A 17,012-nucleotide genomic window follows, 5' to 3' on the forward strand; every position below is an offset into this window, starting at 1 on the left:
CCAGTCAAAAAATAATTGATGACTTAAAGCTTAGTCCTACTAAGTAAAAAGGCAAAAAGAAAGACCTGACCCCACTATTTTCTACGACCCCATTGTTTTGCTAATTTGCTGCCCATTAATTTTTCGAAATCAATCCCAGTTTTCAATTTCAAAAAAACGATTAGTCAAAATCTTTTGTGACATATTGTCCAGTTCACCTTGTGTTGGAATGTCAGAAAACTCCACGCCTTTGAATTTTTCGTTATCAGTTAAAAATTTCCTTGAAAAATTTTCTAGCTTATTTAAGAAAATCTCTAATTCATTTTTGCTATCTAGCATACCTATAATTGTAGTGTTTTTAACAATGCCAGCAATATCTTTCCCATAAAGAAACTCGCACTCAATGTTTGTAGAGTTTTCTATCGTTGCAGTTACACTGGGCTTAGATTTTGTACTTAATATTTCAAACTGTTTAAGCCAATATTTGGCATCCCTATAATTAATATCTGCCACGAGTGCCTGCTTCATAGAAGATGTATTATAAATTAATCTTGCCTCATTAGTATTGGCAGCAATTGCCGTGAAAGCATACTTTGAACTTCCAGAAGAAGCGGTTTTGACTACAAAAAACTCTCTTGGATTAAACCCAAGGTTATCAATTGCAGCTTTAGTATTTTGAACACTATAAAAAGCTTCTAGCCAATTAAGAGAACATGTTTGCTCTATATCATTTGGCTTCAAAAAGCTTTTTGCAAAAATAGTTGATAGCGATAACACTATCAACATACCAATTAAAATTACTGATTTTTTCATTAGCAACCTACCACGCATTGGCCCACATAATGAGTTCTTTGATACCTTAACCTCATTTGGTTACGAATTAAATTAGTATGACGCACTGCATAAGCTTCACCAGTCAAACCTCCACCTCTCGGATCTCCTATTCGAGTTACACCACCTGAACTAAACATAGTTGATGCAGCATTTTTCCATGCATGGTGTAATTCATGACCAAGAGCTAAAGTTGAACTTTCACCACTAACATTTACAGGTTTTCTAAAACGTAATCCTCGAAATGGTTCTGAATGTAAAGGGTCAAAGTGTATTGTAGAATCATTGCTAAAATGACTACCTACTGTTTTGAATGTATTTCTTCCATACTCAAATGTTATTTCAGCATCAGTGCCAGCTATCCCTTCCAGCATATTAGCACCAGCATCAGTACCAGCTAGCTCCGATAAGCTGCCCGCAACTTGATCCGCATAACCTTCTGGACCGACTGTGTTATAAGTGAATTCCGACTCCCCAACAGTTAAACTACCAGATTGCTCTACTACTCTATTAGCTTCACCACTTCCACCATTACCAAAATTATTTGTCTTAGACCAATCTGTATTTATTGCAACAACAAACGCAGCACTAACCGCACCATTAGCAAATTTACCACCTGTTAGTTTTGATATCGTTCCACCTACAACTGCTGCGGTTACAACTTTACCAAATCCTTGACCGTAGCCACCTCCAATAGCAGAACCTAGTCCAGCAGACCAGAAACCGTGCCCAAACTTACCTCCTTGTACTTTACCTGCAATACCACCAGCAAGCCCATTGGCAAAAAAGGCTCCTATCCCTTCCCCTACGCCAGCTCCAATTCCGGCAGTAAAGGCACCTACTAATGCTCCCGTTAAAATATTTCCTCCATTCAGTGCAGCACCAGTTGCTCCCGCAGCCCCCCCTATTGCTGCCCACATAGCAGCGGTGCATGTTCCAGCACAATAATAAGATGCAACAGCCACTATGATGACGCTAGCAAATTTCTTAACGCCTTTCCAAAGCTTGCTAAAGAAATACCCACTTGGATCGGTATAGCTCAACGGGTTATTCAACACATAACTATAACGATTATAGTTTTGGCTATTCGTTGGTGCTTGAATATGCGGATCAGCCTGCAAAAACCTGCCCAATGTAGCATCATAAATACGGCCACCCATATGAATAATACCTAAATCGCTCAGCTCTTTATGCCCAGTATACCCTTTACTTTCAGCAGGGCTTTGTTGCGATAGTAGCGTTTGTAAACTGCTTGAAGTGCTAAAACGGTTTTGTTTGCCCCAGGCATCGTAATTTATATGCTGCACTACCGCGCCACTGGCATTGGTAATTGACGTGGTTGAACCTAAATGGTCTTTATGTAAGTAAAAAGTATCGTTATTACCGTTAGAGCGGTCTGTTACAACAACATTACCAACGTAATATTTATGCTCAGTTATACCATTACTGCCTTTAATACGTTCGTATAGCCCTTTTACATAAAGTGTATGAGTTGTACCATTGCTGCGTTTGTCTGTGCGGCTGTATAAATTACGATTATGGTCGTAAGCCATGTCGGTATAAATACCGCCTTTAGTAATTCGTGTAGGTTTATCGTACGCGCTATAAGTAAAGGTACGCGAGCCATCTGAAAGTACATTTCCTCGGTTATCGTAACTGCTGGAATTGCTAAAGTCGTATATCACTGTCCCTGCGCCATTTGCCCCGCTAGTTACTTTTAATACACGGTTTTTAATGCTGCTGTGGTAAGTGTAATGCCCTGCACCTTGCTTATATTTAAAATTACCCAGTGCATCGTAATCATAATTTTTATATATACCGCCACTACTTTCGTTACATGTAGTGGTACTTACTTGGGTACGGCTCCAATCAAGTCTATTTAAGCTATCGTATCCAAAGCTTTCGCAGTAATCATGCGCTGAGCCACCTAACGCAAAGTTATGTTTACGCTCTGTTAGGTTACCAACTTCATCAAACTTAAAGCTTTGGTTGTGTAACATGCTACTGCCTTTGGTAAGCGACATGCTATCAATATAACCACTGGTTGTTTTATAGCCTTTAGTTTGCTTTACGCCGTTGGCATAACGCACGTCAGTTATATTACCGCGTGCATCCATTGCTTTTACTTCTTGGTATACTTTTCCAAAATCGCGATGGTTGGGGGTTACATTAGTCAGCTTTGTTGCCATGCCATAGTTGTTATAGCCATGCTCAACAGTAAATCCATTTGCTGGGTATTGTGTGTATTTAACGCGATTATATTCATCGTACATCAGTTGACTGTAAAAAATTTCACCGTCAATAAGAGTTTCTGTTTCAGCTAATTTATTATTGTTACCGTAGGTGTATGTTTCTTGGTAATTAGGTTGCGTTGGCCAATTACTGCTACACGTGTTGGTGTTTTGATTCGCGCCTTTTTTATAGGCAACGCGACTCAATGCGCCTTTTAATTGCGAGTCGTATTCCCAACAGGTTAAACCGTCTACGTCAAGTCTTGCAATTTTACGGCCTAATTCATCATAGCGCATAGCAAGCGTTTGGTTACTGCTGTTAGTTTGCGTAACTAGCTCGCCAAAGTCGTTATATGTATAGCGCCATGTACCTTTATCAAGGTCGGTCATACTTGTTTTGCGACCATATTTATCTACTACTAGCGTTACTTGTGTATGGCTAAACGTATTGCCGTTGTATACTTTAGTTGTAAGTAAATCGTTGTTGGCACTATAGGTATAGGCTAATTTAGTGAGCGTTTCACCCTCTGCGCTTAAGCTTTGCACCAATACTTTTTGGCCCACAAAGTTAGTCGTTACTATTTGTTTGTTGCCTTTTTCGTCGGTAGTTGTGGTTGTTAGTCCATCGTATTCACGGGTTACGGTGTCACCCGTTGGTTTTAACTCGTTGTCAACTCGGCCCAGTTTATCGTAGCTAAACGTTGTTTTATAACTTGATGCACTGCCACTGCCGGGCTCCGAGACCCATTTAGCTCGGCCTTGTTCATCGTAATCTTTTTCTACAACCTGCCAGCTACCGCTCAGTAAACGTTTTTTAGTTACAAGCTCACGCCCCCATGCATCAAGGTATGTATGGGTTTCTGGCATGCCAGATGCCGCACTAATTATTCGTTGAAATGCCCCTGCAACACCACAAGATACACTACTACATAAACGTGTGTATGTTGCTGACTGTAATGTAGGTGATTGACTACCCGTGCTTGATAGTGTTTTAGTTGGCGTACCAAAATAATTATACTCTTTTGTAACTTTACCGCCGTTCTCGCCCTCAACCTGAGTGGCTAATATTATACCTTTAGGTAATTGGGTGAAACTTGTGCCTGAAGTAGTCGTTTTATATCTACTTGTTGTTGTAAATCCTTTTAAATTAGTCGAGCTAACCACTAAACGGCCTCGACTATCGTATTGCATTGATGTTGAGCGAGAACTAGACACATTCCCTGTTGAATTATTTGTAACAAACGTACTACTGTTTTTATTACCCCATTGGTCGTAGCCATGCGTGGTTGTTCCAAAGGCCGTAGTTTCTGTTTTTAATAGTTTATCGCTATTATAGGTAAAACTCGCATTGTTAACTATGCTTCCAGCAGTACCGTTAACCGGAGCAGTGACCCCACCTATTTTGAGTGTTTTACTTACTCGAGAGGTTGCCAATCGGCCCATTTTTTTATCAACACTCGAACTGCCGTATGTGTTTTCTGTAATAACAGACAATACATTTGATGTTGATACTGCGCCAGACGCTTTGTTGTCTGTTGTGTTTGTAATTGTTTCTGCGTTACCGTAAAAATCATATTCGTTTTCGGTAATACTTCTTGTGGCTACGCTACTGGCAGTTAGCTCTTTGTTTAGTGCATAGCTAACCTCAGTCGATTTTTCAATGTAAGCTTGGATACCGCCATTTACTGTTGCTTTATTACCTACACTATTAATTGCTTCACTTACTATTACTGCGCCAGAGCCAACTCCAAATGTTTGAACAGTTGACTTAGGAATACCTGTATAAGGTGCAAGTTGGTTATATACCGTTGTTGTAGCCATACAGGTATCATAATTTGTATAGGAATAGGGACGTTTACCCCAAAACGGTGTACCGTCATCATCGTAACCTATAATTTCATTTTTATATGCAGTTTCGGTTGTACACGTTTGCAAATCTAAAGTACGGAGCAATTCAAACCCAAGATTTCCATAGCCTTTTTTGTGCATTAATAGACCACCGTATTGGTATATTACCGATTGAGTGGTGCCATAATTACTTAAAGAGTCAACTCGCGACACCATAAACATGCCTGTTTTAGGTGATATATAATCAGGGTCTAACGACCCATCTTCTGTTAGCCCATTTGATGAATGATCTTGTATATAAGTAGCAGTATTGTGCTCAGCAAAGTTATTAAAGGTATTAGTAATACTTGAATAGGTAATATTGTTTGTAATACCGTGGCCATTATCGACATTTGATATTACATTCATTAATTTACCAGCATCTTTATTAAGGTATACTTTCCATTCAGAATTAGTTCCTTGCAGCCAGTCTAACTTAGCGTCACCGTCTATATCGGCAAACTGGGTCATTTTGTTGTCGTCAAATGTCCAACTGCCTCGTTTCTGAAAATAAATTTTACTTGGATGCCCCTTAACAGGCATCGAAAAGTATGTGCTACGCTCTGTTTTTGCGGTGTTAGAAATAAGAAGGTCGGTTCTACCATCACCAGAAACGTCCATGAAGTAGCTCAGTCCCTCTTGTTCGTCATTAACTTTTAATGCATAACTGCCATAGGTGCCAGCAACTTCTACTACATTAGGGTTTAATAATTTAGTACCGTCGCTTAGTCTATATCTTAATTCGTCACCAACTCGCCATAATATATCTGTCAAGCCATCACCATTGAGATCTACCGCTTTTGGTGAATTAAATGCATTACCTGAAAATTCATGTTTGTAAGTAGTCCAATCATCTCCTGAGTACAAATACCAACTGATACGATTACTAACGCTACATGTTTGTCCATTAATTGAGTTAGTTTGCGCTGAAGATGTTTGATAAGAATCTATATTTCTTGGGAATTGCCCCCCACTCGTACATGTTCTAGTTGTAGTTTTGCGACCAACTAACAAATCGGTTATGCCATCACCATTAAAATCTAAAACTGTTGCGTTGCGAGCTCCGGCGGAACTTTTGTATATACTATCGCCATTATAAAGTGTATGCGTAATTCTAACTTGATCATTTGGAGGCCCAGTTCTTGTTGCACTAGGTATAGTTGCGAGCGTTTTTGATTCAGAAAAGTTTCCGCCGCCATTATTTTTGTAATACTTTAATGTTAATCCACTACTTACTGTCACAATATCCTGTAAGCTATCTCCATCAACATCTATTATTTGCGTAAACCCTTCAAGTCCAGATGCAAGTATTCCTGTATCTTGAACATTTATAGTTGCGTTTATTGTAAAGCATTCGCTAAATCCGCGACAATGTGTTGTTTTTGTTACCTTAGATTTACTAGAAACAACCTTCCAGGTTGAGGTTTTATTTTCAGCAACTATAAAGTCAAGAATGCCATCACCATCAAAATCTATAACCCTTGCATGCTCTGCTTTAGAAACAAGGTTCCCGGTTCCCGTAAGGGGAATAGCTGATGATAAGCTTGGCCCATATTTTACTTTCCATGTTCCATCTGGATAAATGATGTCTGAGTATCCGTCACCGTTAAAATCAAATATCAATGCTTTATTATTGTTTTTTGTCGTTACAGTTTTAGATGACGATGACGAAAACGGTTTGAATGAATCAGATACAGGTACCTGCCTGCACATACGTGATAAGGGCGTTGTATCTTCTGTGTGGCACTCCTCTCGTGTTTGAGTAGTAATTGGTGCTGGTTTTTGCCAGTTAAAAGTCAATGGCGCGTTACAAAGTTTGTTTGTGCCAGTTCCTGCACATTCTGTCATAGACTCTAGGTAATTTTTTTCGTCTTGAAAGTCTGATTCATAGTACGAGAGTGTATAAGACCTAAATAGTTTTTTATCTATTTGTACTTGAACGCTTTCTAATAGTTGACTTTGGTAAATTGATGAACCTGCAGAGTAACCTGATTTCTGTTTTTTACTTTCTTTATAAGTAAAAATAATTGAAGCGTATGGCACTTTATTTAAAACTGCATTACCAGAGTAATCAATACTCTTTAAATAGCTTTCACCATGATGGGTAGAATACTTACCGTAAAAATCATTATAGTTATATACAAAGTAATTACTTTTAACATCTTGCACTGCCTTAACGAGCCACATTCTTGCTAAATCAGTGTTATTTTCACTGTGGATATAGGCATCATTTTTGCCCTGAGTTTCTGAACCACCAACCGTTTTAAATGTTCTTGTTAAGCTTTTACCTAATAATGATTTTTTATTTGAATCTATTGCGCTCACATCACCAAAATAGTGAATTTCACCTGCTTTATTCTCTACTGTAAATGCTCTTAATGTGCCTGCAACATAATGAGGCTTAATAATGTTAAAGCTGTCTACCGCTGTATGATAAACGCTTGATTCGCTCCAATAAGATATGTCTGTAATACCAATATCTGATGTATGCTTTGTGTTTGCAGTTCTATTTTTTAGTAGTCGTTGCCCGTTAAAACAAAGCCTGTCAGTTTTTGTTAAACTAACTCCCCCCTGTTTACCGTCGTAAACAGGGGTTTTACCACAACGAGTCACTGCGGAAGAAGCGCTTAAAGACCAACCTTGCCCAATTATTCCATCGCCAGCTTGAGAGCTATAATTAAGCGAAACCTGCGGTGCAACACCAGCAGTTCCCTTCGGAATTGAAATTGGAACGTTATAAGTTGCGGCCCCACTTTCAGATACCCTAAACTGCGCGGCTATGGTACCAACATGTTCTGTTGCACTATCAGATACACTGATTGCTCTTGTTCCTGCTACGCTTTTATATTCAAACTGATTTGTAGCGCCAGGTATTGAACAAGCTAGACTTCCTGATTCAAACGCATTTATGTCGCAGCCACTGCCGGTCATACAGGCTGAAACTTGATACGTATATTTGCCTGTGTTTATGCCTGGATCGGCTAATATGCTATTTCCATCATTTTTGACTTGCTCGGCAGTTTTACATTGCAGTGGCCCTAAAGCACCGCTGTTGACATCTTTAGTACGGAAGTAATAAGCTGTTGTTGCGCCTATATCGCCTATGGATATACGAGTACTGTCACCAGTGGTGTAAACACCAACGCCATTGACTGTAACTTGCGGAACAGGAATAAAAGTGGTGATCCCATCATTAGCAATTGGCACCCAACTGGATGAGGCATTTGATTCAAATGATAAAATAGTTAGAAAAGACAAACCTATTAGTTTTGAGCAAGATGCGAACACTATTTAATATCCCTATTCTTTATTGATTTAATTATTATATTTTTATCAGATCAATAATAATAAACAAAACGTAAAAAATAAACATTTTTTTTACATCTTTGCCTTTTTTGGGTTCAAAAAGTATTCTTAAGAGGATGTTCGCTGCAGAGACAAACTTTCAGCAACATTATGTATACATTTGTTAGTTGAATTAATTTAGAAATATCAACAGCATTAAAATTAAAGTGTATACAGAAATAAAAGGCTGCATTGTGCAGCCTTTTGCGTAATTGTTAACGGTTCTATTAAGTACGATAAAGCACTTTAATAACATGCCAGCCGAATTTAGTTTTAACTAGGTGGGGTTCTAAAATTGCACCTTTAAATGCAATTTTATCAAACTGAGGGACCATTTGCCCGCGTCCAAATTCACCTAAGTCTCCGCCTTTTTTGCCCGATGGGCATGACGAATACTTTTTAGCTAAGGTTTGAAACTTTGCACCTTTACCTAATTGCTTAATAATATCTTCTGCAATTTCTTTGTGCTTAACCAAAATGTGAAGTGCATGTGCTGTGTTTGCCATGAAAAAAGCCTTTTATACCGTTAGCTAAAATTAAACGCGGCGATTTTAACACAACCTCATAAACCTAGCATCTACTTATACTGCAGTGTATTAACGCCTAATTTATAAATAATGTTTAGCATCATCTGGGTTGGGAATTCTGCAGTACTGATATTTTCCAAATAAGGTATAGCGGTTTAAAGCAACCCTATCGTATAACCAATTATTAAACCTATTTGGCAAAATACTAAATACGTTTGCTAGTTTATATGGGTAACCTAGCTGCTTAACAACGTTAAAAAAAGCATGGCTTTGTGTAAATGCTTTACCATTTTCAACAAGCACCATTGAGGCATATTCAGTTGTTGAAAAACCAAAGTGTGTTAACAACAGATCCCCTTTTGGAGATTGCACGCTGCATAGTTTAAAAATAGTCTGTGTATCATTAGCAATAATAAAATTACACCACGCGCTGCATAGCTTACATTGCGCATCAAATAATATAATTTTTTGATTTTGCATTATTGTCACTGCATCATCGCTCATAACACTTTCCTTAAATTAAGTACTAAATTACTGCTGCACCGGCTTTTTTTGTAACTTGCGCTGCAAAGTACGCCTGTGCATATTAAGTTGCCTTGCGGTAACCGACACATTGCCATTATTGCTGTGAAGCACTTGTTGAATATGCTCCCACTCTAAGCGCTCCGGCGACATAACCGCATCACCAATAACACTCGATGCCGATGCCACAGGCTCGGTGTTAAGCGCTTTTAATAATGTTGCCATATCAACCGGCTTAGTAAGGTAGTCGTTTGCGCCTAAACGCATTGCCTCTACTGCGGTTGCTATACTTGCAAACCCAGTTAGTAAAACAATATGAGCTTGGGGGAGCAAACTACGCAGCGGCTTTATGAGTGCAAGCCCGTTGTCGTCACCTAGTTTCATGTCTAATAAAGCAAAGTCGGGCGATAGTTTACGCGCGGTAAGTAACGCATCACTTTGATTATGCGCCACCTCGCAGATAAAGCCTTGTTTAGTTAAGCGCCTTGCCAGTGTGCTGGCTAAATTTATGTCGTCTTCAATTATAAGTAACTTCATGAGGCGTTATCTTCAGTGTTTACAATAGAGAGTTTAACTTTGGCGACAGCGCCGCCATCTGCATGGTTAAACAAGGTAAGTGAGCCATTTAAACGCTCAAAAGTAACATTTGATAAAAGCACAGCAAGCCCCATTCCTTGATCGCTTGGCATAAGTTGCCCGCCCAGCTCTGCTAATTGCGATGATGAAAAGCCACGGCCAAAATCGCGAATTAACAAGTAAACGCATTCACTATGTAAGTTATCTTGCTGCCAACTCAGCTCTAATTGAGTTTGACCTTGTTTTTGATTAGCGAGCGCGGCGTTTTGCAATAAATTTAAAATAGCAGGCAATAACATCGCATCACTTATCAATGTTGCTGCAATAGGTGGCGTAATCCATTTAATGTGCTGATCAGGGTATTGCAGTAAAAGCGTATCTGTAATTTGCGTTTGCAGTTGCTTTACGGTGGTATGCTCTTGTGAATTTTTAAGGCGTAATTGCTCTGAGAGTTTTCTAAAGTCGTTAAGCTGTGTACTACACTGAGTAAGCGGCGCTTGCATGTGCTTAACAATAGGGTTGTTTGGTTGATCTTCTAATAACTCTTCAAACAGTAACTGTAAGTTTGCTATAGGGGTCGCAAGTTGATGGGTTATTTGTACAGCGGCGCCATCAAGGGTAACAAGCTGTTCGTTACGTAATTGTTTTTCACGCACGTTTGCAATAATTCGCTCTCGCTCTTTAAGTGCCCTGCTCATTGCGCCAATAACAAGTGCAATTACACTAGCACTTAAAACAAAATTGACCCACATGCCAATAAAGTGCCCGCTCATATTCATTTGATGCATACTGTGTTCGGGCATCTTAATCAGTAGCAAACTGTATGCGGCAATGGCTAATACCGCAATATAAGCTAATCCTTTTTCTCGCAGCGTAACAGCAGCTATCATTATTGGGAGCAATAACAGTGATACAAATGCATTGGTTGCACCGCCGCTTAGCGAAAGCAAAACCGTTAAAAATAATACATCAGCAGTTAGCTGCATCAACATACCCAAAGGTTTAGCGCGGCTTACATTACGATAGGCAAACAGGCTAATAAGCTGAAAAACAGCCTCAATGGCAATAACAATCAGTAGAGGCAGTAATGCGATTTGATGTTCTAGTAAAAAATAAACGCTAAGCACAGCAATTAATTGCACCGCAATAGCGCCGCTTCGCAGCATTAATAGTCGACTAATAGTGGGGTCGGTACGCATTAACAAGAGGTAATAGCCCAATCAAATGTTTAATAAAGGTATTTTAACGGGTATATGGTTTTTAATCATCATCCATCGAAATTGTAAACGGTGCACAGGGCGTTCCTTGGTGGAACACCATTTGCCATTGTTCATTAGTTTGGCGCCAAAGCGACATACGTAACGAGTAATTAAACTCAGCGCGAGCAGAGCGCCTATAAGCTGCTTGGTAACTAAGTTGTACTACATCATCGCTCAGCATTCGGCCCTTAAAATGCTGATTATAAAACTGTGGCACAACCTCGGTAGGTAAACGGGTAAGTACTTGGTATTTATTAAACGTAGTGCCGTTGGCAGCAATTTCGATAAATTCATCATCGAGTAAAGCATCTAATGCGCGCTCAGATTGGCGAACCTCTGGGTCTAGTAACTGGCGCTCAGCGTCAATCAAATGATTAAACAACGACACTTTTATTTTGCTGCTCATAACCTTCCCTATTGTTTATAAACTTGCCCGGCTTTCATAACAAATTGCACGTTTTTAAGTACGTCGATATTTTTAAGCGGTGAGCCATTCACACTGATAATATCTGCTTGTTTACCAACACTCAAGTCGCCAATGAGTGCGCTTTGCCCCAGCAGTTTAGCTGCATGTATAGTTGCTGATTTAATAGCTTGGGCTTCGCTCATACCATTGTTTACCATTAAACTAAATTCGTTAGCATTGAGCCCATGACGCGACACACCAGAGTCTGTTCCAAAAGCTATATTAACCTTATTTTTCAGTGCAAGTTTAAACGAAGCTTGCATTTTTGGAGTCACTTCACGCACTTTGTCGGCTATTGCCGGTGGCATATTTGGATTTGTAAGCACCTCTTCGCTTACCGTTGCACCCGCTAAAAGCGTCGGTACTAAATAAGCTCCCGTTTTTTTAAATAACTTTATTGCCTCTTTATCTAAATAAGAGCCATGCTCAATAGAATCTACACCGGCTTTTAAGGCCGCTTTTATACCTTGTGTACCGTGCGCATGCGCTGTAACTTTACGACCCAAGTGATGAGCAGTATCAACAATTGCAATCAGCTCTGCATCTGTAAGTTGTTGGTTAACACCAGCAGCGGTATTACTTAGTACTCCACCTGTGGCAGTAATTTTAATTACATCAGCGCCACTTTTTATTACCTCGCGTACCGCACGGCTACAATCATCCGCGCCATTACAAATACCAATCCCACCTGTAACCGCATCTGTAATATCTTTTCGATAACCGTGCATATCTGCGTGTCCACCGGTAGGCGATATTGTATTACCCGCTGCAAAAATACGAGGGCCGTTAATATCATTTCTCTCGATAGCGCGTTTTAGCGGAAATATAACTTTGTGATCGCTACCTAAATCTCGCACTGATGTAAAACCCGCATCGAGCGTACGTTGTAAATATTTAATTGAGCGCAAAGCATAATCGGCATCATATTCTGTAGCCCAGCGGTGAGGGTTTGCTTTAGCATCTCGCTCAAACGTAACGTGAACATGCATATCAATAAGACCAGGCATTACAAATTGATTTTTAAGATTTATAATATCGGCATCAGGTAGGTTAAGTTCTGCTTTTGTGAGGTAGCCGTTTTTAATGGCTGTTATTGTATTATCTGTTATGACTAACGTTTGCTCTGTTTTTACTTTTTGATCCTCGGATGCAAGTAAACTGCCCGCATAAATAATTTTATGCTGTTGAGCAAAAGCCCCATTTGCTATTAATGCCAGCGTTATTGAAGTGAATGTTGTTATTAGTGTTGTTTTCATACTTGCTCCTTTTTTATACTAGCATTACCCTAAATAACCTGTAATTGCTAATATTTACGATACAAAACATGCTATAAACTAGTCTTGAAAGCCGTTTTTTGGTATAACTCACCCATTAGTAATACATGTCAGACCACCTTAAGAGAACATACTATGCCTTACGCACATATCACTGGTTGGGGTAAATGCATTCCACCAGCAAGCATTAGCAACGATGAAATTAGTGAAATAGTTGATACCACCGACGAGTGGATAACCACGCGTACTGGCATTAAATCTCGCCGAGTGAGCCATGTAAGTACCGCCGAGCTGGCAACCGTTGCAGCTAAGCATGCTATTGCGTGCGCAGGCGTTGACCCTAAAGATATTGATTTAGTTATATTAGCCACTTGTACACCTTCTACTGTTGTGGCAAATACCGCCTCACAAGTGCAAAAAAATATTGGTGCAACCGGCGCTGCCGCAATGGATACAAACGCGGCATGTTCTGGCTTTTTATATGCATTGCAAGCTGCTACAGCACAAATTCAAGCGGGTATGATCAAAAAAGCAGTGGTCATTGCCGCTGAGCGTATGACCTGGTACGTAAACTGGGCACGTCGCGATAGCGCTGTTTTATTTGGCGATGGCGCAGGTGCGGTCGTACTTGAAGCTGCAGAAACACCAGCTGGTTTACTAGCAACCAAAACTGGTTGTGACAGTGAAGACCGCGATATTTTACACATCACTAACTTTGGTAGTGATTTAAATAAATATGAGCCAATTGGTCCATCTGATTTATTATTTGAAGGTCGTGAAATTTTCAAACGTGCTGTTAAAGGCATGAGCGAAGCGTGCGACGATGTACTTAAACAAGCCGATTTGAGCCTTGATGACATTAATGTACTCGTTCCACACCAAGCTAACTTACGTATTATTCAGGCTATTCAGCATCGTTTAAAAGTACCTGACGAAAAAGTAATGGTTAACATTGGTGAGTATGGTAATACCTCTGCTGCTACGATTGCTATTGCGTTATGTGAAGCCGTTGAGCAAGGGTTAATTAAACCGCATTCAAACATTATGTCTGCTGCATTTGGTGCAGGCCTTACGTGGGCTGCAAGTTACATAAAATGGGGCGAACGCGTAACGCCTATTAGTGTAAGCGATGCCGCTTTACCGCCATGTGATAAAACCGGTTTAGAACTTGTAGCACCGGCCGTTAAAGCATGTAAAGAAGCGCAGCCAAGCTAACACAAGATGTAATAAGCCACATTTAAAACGCACTTATTTAAGTGCGTTTTTGCTTTTTAAGGAATTAAATTTGAAACTTTTAGGTATTCACCACGCTGCTATTATTTGCAGTGACTATGCACGTTCTAAACACTTTTATAGCAATGTACTTAAACTTAACGTTATTAATGAGCACTTTAGAGCTGATCGTAATTCATATAAATTAGATTTAGCCATGCCCGATGGTAGCCAAATAGAGCTATTTTCGTTTGATGGAGCGCCCGCAAGACCAAGCTATCCAGAAGCGCAAGGCTTAAGACATTTAGCTTTTAAGGTAGCGGATGTACAGATTGCAAAAACGTATTTAGAGTCGTGCGAAGTAAACATTGAGGATATTAGAGTGGATGAAATAACCGGCAAAAAGTTTACCTTTTTTGCCGATCCAGATAACTTGCCACTTGAGCTTTATGAGGTTTAAAACTCATAAGCTCGAGTTCTTACTATTGAATCAAAAACTTATTTATTAAAACGATTTTGTAAGTAGTTAAATACAGCACGAATACCTAATGCTTCACCACCCGTTGGACGACCTGGTAATGCACGTAAGTTCCACGCCATTACATCAAAGTGTACCCATGGTGTTGTTGGCTCAACAAATTCTTTTAAGTAAAGCGCCGCAGTAATAGCACCACCAAACGGTGTGCTTGCGCAATTTGCCATATCGGCTACATCACTTTTTAGTAAGTTTTTATATTGCTCAAACAGCGGAAGTTGCCAAACAGGATCATGTACACTTAAACCTGCATCAATAATACCGTTTGCTACATCGCGCTCTGTTGAGAAAAAGCCCGGAAGCTCCGTGCCTAACGCAACACGACATGCACCCGTAAGGGTAGCAAAATCAATAATTAGCTCAGGATTATCGTTTTGTGCTTCACTTAGCGCATCACACAATACTAAGCGCCCTTCTGCGTCTGTATTATCAATTTCGACCATAATGCCTTTGCGTGTTTTAACAACATCGCCAGGGCGAAATGCATTGCGCGATACTGCATTTTCAACAGCAGGTACAAGCACTCGTAATCTAATTGGTAAATTAGCTGCCATTATAAGCTGCGCTAGTGCAATTACATGCGCAGCGCCGCCCATGTCTTTTTTCATGTTACGCATGCCAGAGCTTGGTTTTAAATCAAGTCCGCCTGAGTCAAAACATACGCCCTTACCTACTAGCGTAATTAATGGAGCATCGGGTGCACCCCATTTTAAATCGAGTAAACGCGGTTTGTTTTCGCTTGCACGACCCACCATGTGAATAGTCGGGTAGTTTTGCTCTAGTAACTCATCGCCAATCCACTGTGAAAATTCGCCATTGTAAGTTGCAGCTAAATCTTCCATTACTTGCGATAAATGTTGCGGCATCATGTCTACCGCTGGCGTATTAACTAAATCACGCGCAAGTGTAATAGCATCAGCTTGTTGGCTAATACGCTCAAACAACGCTTTATCGCTAATGGCTAATTGCGCTTTTGCTGTTGGTTTTTCTTTGTATTCACTAAATTCATAACCACCAAGCACAAACCCTAAAGCAACTTGCTCTACAAAAGCGCTCTCGCCTTGAATTTGATAAGTACCAGTAGGCAGTGTATTTGCTAAATTACCCGCAGCCCAAAAATCATCGCTACTTTGCATTAAACAAAATACCTGGCTTAACTCGCCAGTTTTAGCATCAGGGATTAAAGCAACACCTTGCTTTTCGAAACCTGTATTAGTTAACCAATTTTGTATAAATGCAGGCTGCTGTGCTTGCCAGTCAGATAATTCGTTTTTAAGAATAAAAGATAAAGGAATACCAGAAGATGTATGACGTAGTAATGCACTCATTAAAAAGCTCATATAATATAAAAATGGTACTTAAGAGCATATCAATAAGCGCACCTAAAAGGTATCGCTAATTTGAAGGGATTTTAGCTACTTTTTTAAGCTATTTTTGGATTCTTGCTTTTGATTTTCTTGATCTATTTTAGCATCAAGTTCTTTAATAGATTTGTTCATATTAAACGAACTTGGCAGTACATCAACTCCCACTAAACTCCCTAATTTAACAACTAAAGGAATTGTAAGCGGGGCAAAAGGTAATACTGCAAACACACCGAGCCCTAACCCTTTTAAAATATCAACAAACTGTTCATTGGCGCGTTTTAACTCCTCTTTACTTGTTTGGCCTTGAGTGTAGCGCCTATAAATAGAGAGCATTTCTTTGGTTTCTTGTTTTTCTTGCGCAAGTGCAATTTTAAGCGCCACCATAGCACGGCGAAAACGCTGCTGTTGGCGTTTTTTACTAATTTTAACTACCCGCCAAGGTGCACGGTGAATAACTTTATATAATCGCATAACTTTTATTTTCACACAGCAGCAAGGGTTCACAAAGAATAATTTACTTACAACATCCTTTAACTTATCCTTTGCACCAAATTAGTATTAAATACATACAACAACACTGAATATGACAAACCAACTACCGCAAAAACCTGAAAAACCAAAATCTGATGAATGTTGTGGTGGTGGCAGTTGCTGCCCCTGCGTGTGGGATGAATATAAAGAAAAATTAGCAACTTGGCGATGTGCACAAAACATTGAAAACCCCACCAAAAAGAAACAAATAAATAACATTTAAATACTGATAACGCATTAATTTTCCTCTCAACAACCCTATTTGCACTTATTTAGTTCATTTTAGCTTTACTTTGCACCATTGTTGCATTTTTTCTTAAATTGAATCTTTTTGTTATCAAATGGTTAATTAGTAATTGCCCTTCCCGTTTTTTACCTATAGTCTGTAAATAGGACTTCACAAAAAGTAAGCTTAATTGATTAGGCTTTTGAGCTAAACCCTCAAACTTATGTGAAACAAAAAATTAAGT

The 17,012-nt window shown here is 39.5% G+C and carries 13 protein-coding genes; 3 read left to right on the forward strand and 10 right to left on the reverse strand.

Annotated features, from left to right (window positions below; all coding sequences use genetic code 11):
• Positions 1-129: 129 nt before the first annotated feature.
• From GQR52_RS10530 to GQR52_RS10565, 8 genes are all read right to left on the reverse strand, one after another.
• Positions 130-792 (reverse strand): hypothetical protein, encoded by a 663-nt coding sequence (locus GQR52_RS10530; RefSeq protein ID WP_165728395.1) that lies wholly within the window; start codon positions 790-792, stop codon positions 130-132.
• Positions 792-8,216: an RHS repeat-associated core domain-containing protein gene (locus tag GQR52_RS10535; RefSeq protein WP_165728396.1), complete on the reverse strand. Its 7,425-nt coding sequence runs from the start codon at positions 8,214-8,216 to the stop codon at positions 792-794. Before GQR52_RS10535 ends, GQR52_RS10530 begins: the two co-directional genes overlap by 1 nt.
• 284 nt (positions 8,217-8,500) lie before the next feature.
• On the reverse strand, positions 8,501-8,779 hold the full coding sequence (locus GQR52_RS10540) for a peptidylprolyl isomerase (protein WP_008171402.1): 279 nt from the start codon (positions 8,777-8,779) through the stop codon (positions 8,501-8,503).
• A 102-nt stretch (positions 8,780-8,881) separates the two neighbouring features.
• Positions 8,882-9,304: a DCC1-like thiol-disulfide oxidoreductase family protein gene (locus GQR52_RS10545; protein ID WP_165728397.1), complete on the reverse strand. Its 423-nt coding sequence runs from the start codon at positions 9,302-9,304 to the stop codon at positions 8,882-8,884.
• 27 nt (positions 9,305-9,331) lie between these two features.
• The gene (locus tag GQR52_RS10550; protein ID WP_165728398.1) at positions 9,332-9,859 is read right to left on the reverse strand and encodes a response regulator; all 528 of its coding nucleotides are present in this window, start codon (positions 9,857-9,859) and stop codon (positions 9,332-9,334) included.
• Positions 9,856-11,097, reverse strand: a complete 1,242-nt coding sequence (locus tag GQR52_RS10555; RefSeq protein ID WP_206017461.1) for a sensor histidine kinase — start codon at positions 11,095-11,097, stop codon at positions 9,856-9,858. Before GQR52_RS10555 ends, GQR52_RS10550 begins: the two co-directional genes overlap by 4 nt.
• Before the next feature lie 61 nt (positions 11,098-11,158).
• Positions 11,159-11,563, reverse strand: coding sequence for a DUF4440 domain-containing protein (locus tag GQR52_RS10560; RefSeq protein ID WP_165728400.1), 405 nt, complete (start codon positions 11,561-11,563; stop codon positions 11,159-11,161).
• A gap of 8 nt (positions 11,564-11,571) precedes the next feature.
• The gene (locus GQR52_RS10565; protein ID WP_165728401.1) at positions 11,572-12,879 is read right to left on the reverse strand and encodes an amidohydrolase family protein; all 1,308 of its coding nucleotides are present in this window, start codon (positions 12,877-12,879) and stop codon (positions 11,572-11,574) included.
• 153 nt (positions 12,880-13,032) lie between these two features.
• On the opposite strand from GQR52_RS10565, the gene GQR52_RS10570 reads away from it, so the two are divergent.
• Positions 13,033-14,112 (forward strand): ketoacyl-ACP synthase III, encoded by a 1,080-nt coding sequence (locus GQR52_RS10570; protein WP_165728402.1) that lies wholly within the window; start codon positions 13,033-13,035, stop codon positions 14,110-14,112.
• Between the two features lie 70 nt (positions 14,113-14,182).
• Positions 14,183-14,569, forward strand: a complete 387-nt coding sequence (locus GQR52_RS10575) for a VOC family protein (RefSeq protein ID WP_165728403.1) — start codon at positions 14,183-14,185, stop codon at positions 14,567-14,569.
• 38 nt (positions 14,570-14,607) lie between these two features.
• Here GQR52_RS10575 and GQR52_RS10580 read toward each other — a convergent pair whose 3' ends face one another.
• Positions 14,608-15,972: a leucyl aminopeptidase family protein gene (locus GQR52_RS10580; protein WP_165728404.1), complete on the reverse strand. Its 1,365-nt coding sequence runs from the start codon at positions 15,970-15,972 to the stop codon at positions 14,608-14,610.
• Positions 15,973-16,059: 87 nt separating this feature from the next.
• On the reverse strand, positions 16,060-16,482 hold the full coding sequence (locus GQR52_RS10585; protein WP_165728405.1) for a hypothetical protein: 423 nt from the start codon (positions 16,480-16,482) through the stop codon (positions 16,060-16,062).
• 112 nt (positions 16,483-16,594) lie between these two features.
• Here GQR52_RS10585 and GQR52_RS10590 point away from each other — a divergent pair, with 112 nt between their 5' ends.
• Positions 16,595-16,765, forward strand: a complete 171-nt coding sequence (locus GQR52_RS10590; RefSeq protein ID WP_010553991.1) for an oxidoreductase-like domain-containing protein — start codon at positions 16,595-16,597, stop codon at positions 16,763-16,765.
• Positions 16,766-17,012: the final 247 nt, after the last annotated feature.

Source organism: Pseudoalteromonas sp. 31A1, assembly GCF_011378815.1.
Classification (GTDB): domain Bacteria; phylum Pseudomonadota; class Gammaproteobacteria; order Enterobacterales; family Alteromonadaceae; genus Pseudoalteromonas; species Pseudoalteromonas arctica.